Annotated in this window: 3 protein-coding genes; 1 reads left to right on the plus strand and 2 read right to left on the minus strand. The window is 68.0% G+C overall.

The features are described 5' to 3' along the window. Positions 1-325 precede the first annotated feature (325 nt). The gene (locus tag ACFP9U_RS24660; RefSeq protein ID WP_378625478.1) at positions 326-922 is read left to right on the plus strand and encodes a transglycosylase SLT domain-containing protein; all 597 of its coding nucleotides are present in this window, start codon (positions 326-328) and stop codon (positions 920-922) included. 170 nt (positions 923-1,092) lie between these two features. On the opposite strand, the gene ACFP9U_RS24665 is transcribed toward ACFP9U_RS24660, so the two are convergent. Continuing rightward, positions 1,093-1,857: a hypothetical protein gene (locus tag ACFP9U_RS24665; RefSeq protein ID WP_378625481.1), complete on the minus strand. Its 765-nt coding sequence runs from the start codon at positions 1,855-1,857 to the stop codon at positions 1,093-1,095. Positions 1,858-1,923: 66 nt separating this feature from the next. After that, the gene (locus ACFP9U_RS24670) at positions 1,924-2,340 is read right to left on the minus strand and encodes a hypothetical protein (protein WP_378625483.1); all 417 of its coding nucleotides are present in this window, start codon (positions 2,338-2,340) and stop codon (positions 1,924-1,926) included. Positions 2,341-2,585 lie beyond the last annotated feature (245 nt).

Below are 2,585 nucleotides of genomic sequence, written 5' to 3' on the forward strand. Positions count from 1 at the left end.
CGGCGGCACCCGTGGGGGCGGCGGCGCGGGAGCCGGGGAGCGTCTTCTCCAGCCGGGCCTCGACTGCCGCAGGCGCCTCGACCGGAAGGACGAAACGGCAGAGGCCGTCCTCGCTCCAGGCGATGCCGCAGAACCCGAATGCGGTTTCGAAAACGTGATGAAGCGGCATTGCCTTTAACCGGGGGACCAGACGACGGACCCCAGCCTATCCCGGATCGTTGGTACAAATCAAGAACATTTCCCGAAGGAAACTGTGCGTTGAACAGTTTTCGGCAATCGGCTATGCAGCAGGCGGGCGGAGGCAATGGAACCGGAGGGGTGAGCCTTGGCCACTTTGCTGCAGTGTTTGAGCGTTTGTACCCTTCTTGCCGCGCCACTTCTTGCCGGGTGCAGCACGGCGGGCACGAAGACGACCGCCGCGCTCGGCGGGCCGGCCAAGGAGCAAGGTGCCGAGGCGGCCGGTGACGAGGGCGGCGTGGCGGCGGAAGCCTATGCGGCGGGCCAGGCGAGGCCGGCCGCGCTGACGGCCTTCGAGGAAAGCGGGACGGTGCGCCCGGTCGAGGCGCAAAGCGCCGAGCTCGACGCGCTGATCCGGAAATATGCGGCGCATTACGAGGTGCCGGAAAGGCTCGTGCGCCGCGTTGTCAAGCGGGAGAGCAACTTCAACCCCGCCGCGCGCAACAGGATCTACTGGGGCCTGATGCAGATCCGTCACGACACGGCGCAGACCATGGGCTATCGCGGACCGGCGAGCGGGCTGCTCGACGCCGAGACGAACCTGAAATACGCGGTGAAATATCTGCGCGGGGCCTACCTCACCGCCGGCGGCAACGAGGACCGCGCGGTGCGCTTTTACGCCAGCGGCTACTATTACGACGCCAAGCGCAAGGGGCTGCTCAAGGAGACCGGCCTGCGGAGCTGATCCCTCTCCGACGCTGGCCCTCGGCCCTTTCGAGAGCCCGTGCCGCCGGTCCCGGCGCGGTTTGCGTCGGGCTGAGGCGTCACGGAATGGATCCCGGCTCGCGGTCGCTTGCGCTCCCTTGGCCGGGATGACGCGCGTGGGGACGGACGCAGCCGATCTCATCCTGCCTCTCACGCCCAGCCGCCCTTAAAGAGCGGCTTCACCGGATGGCGGGAGCGGACCATGCGCAGGCGGCGGATCGCCTCGGCGTGCGCGTAGTCCTCCTCGTCCGTTTCCATCTCCACGCCGTATTCGGCTTCCGGGTCGGTGCGCGCGCCGACCAGGATGAACTCCGCGCCTTCGTAGTCGAGCAAGTGGGCGTCCTCGCGGGCGAAGCGGCGGCCGCGGAACTCTTCCTGCAGCGTCTTCGGATAGTCCGCCTCGTCGTCTTCGGACAGTCCCGCATTGGCGGGACTGCCCTTTTCCGGGTTCTTGATGGACAGCACGTAGCTCGCCTCGGGGGCGATGCGGAAGGCCTTCTGCACCTCGCCGGGCTTTTCGGGCAGCTCCAGCTTGTAGGAAAGGTGCATCTGGCCATCCTCGAGCGAGAGCACGTAGACGCCCTCGCCGGCGGGCCGGGCGGCGGGCTGCTCCTGCTTTCCGCGCGTCTTCGTGCCGTATTCTTCGCCGCGCAGTTCGGGCTCGATCTTCTTTGCCGAGTCGGCGACCATCTCGACGAAGCCCCAGAAGCGCTCGTGGCGCTCGGGATCGGGCAGGCGCTTGCGGCCGACGATCATCAGGCGCACATGCTCGCCGCCGACGGGCCTCAGCACCATCTCGAAGCGCTGCACGTCGCCCATGCCATGGGGCTCGTCCTCGTTCACCGCCGGGCGGTAAAGGAAGAAGATGTCGCCTTCCTCCAGAACCTCGGTCTTGCGCTCGTCGGAGCGGGCCATGGTCTCGTCTCCCCTGGTCTTGCTTTCAAGGGGCGAACGAGGGGAGGGGCGGCGGGGTTCCGTGCCCTACCAGCGGCATTGCGGCATGTTTTCGTCGGGCGTTTCGATACCCGCGGGGATGTCGGGCGGCAGTAGCATGTCCTCCCGTCTGCAAAGGCGGCGGATCTCGGTCATCCAGCCAAGCACGAGGGCGAGACAGGCGGCGCGCAGCCTCTCGTTCCCGGCGTCGTCCCAAAGGTCCGCGCAGGCGCCGGGCTTGTCGCCGATCCCGCCCCTGCATCGCCCGGAACGCCGGCACCGCCGGTCGGGACAGCGCTCCGGCAGGCCCATCTCGCCGGCCAGCATGCGGTGCATCACATCCATCTCTGCGCGCGGCCATGGCGGCGGTGCGAAGGGGCCCTCCAGCGCGGGCTCCGGCGCGTTCTTCAGGAGCGCTTCGAACCTGTTCAGCGCTTCTGTCACGAGCGGGTTTTCTTCGTCCATCTTGGTCTCCTTTCTGCCGGGCGCGCGGCATCCTCGCCACGCCCGGTTTTCACCGTCTGGCCGCTTGGTTCGGCAGGCTCACCACTCGACAGGCTCACCATGAGGGCTCTGGTGTCGGGAAGCGGGGCGCGTTGTCCGTGCCACTCTGTTGGTTTTTGGTGGCGCGTACAACGCACCCCGCCGGCCGCTGTCCCGCAGTCGACCGGTCAAGGGGCCCGGCGCATGATGCGCCTTGCCCCGCGGGT

Source organism: Nitratireductor sp. GCM10026969 (genome assembly GCF_042660605.1).
Lineage (GTDB): Bacteria > Pseudomonadota > Alphaproteobacteria > Rhizobiales > Rhizobiaceae > Chelativorans.

What these genes read in the sequence shown, in the direction of transcription:
- ACFP9U_RS24665 (WP_378625481.1), bottom strand. Translation starts at nt 1,857, where the DNA reads ATGGCCCGCTCCGACGAGCGCAAGACCGAGGTTCTGGAGGAAGGCGAC.
- ACFP9U_RS24670 (WP_378625483.1), bottom strand. Translation starts at nt 2,340, where the DNA reads ATGGACGAAGAAAACCCGCTCGTGACAGAAGCGCTGAACAGGTTCGAA.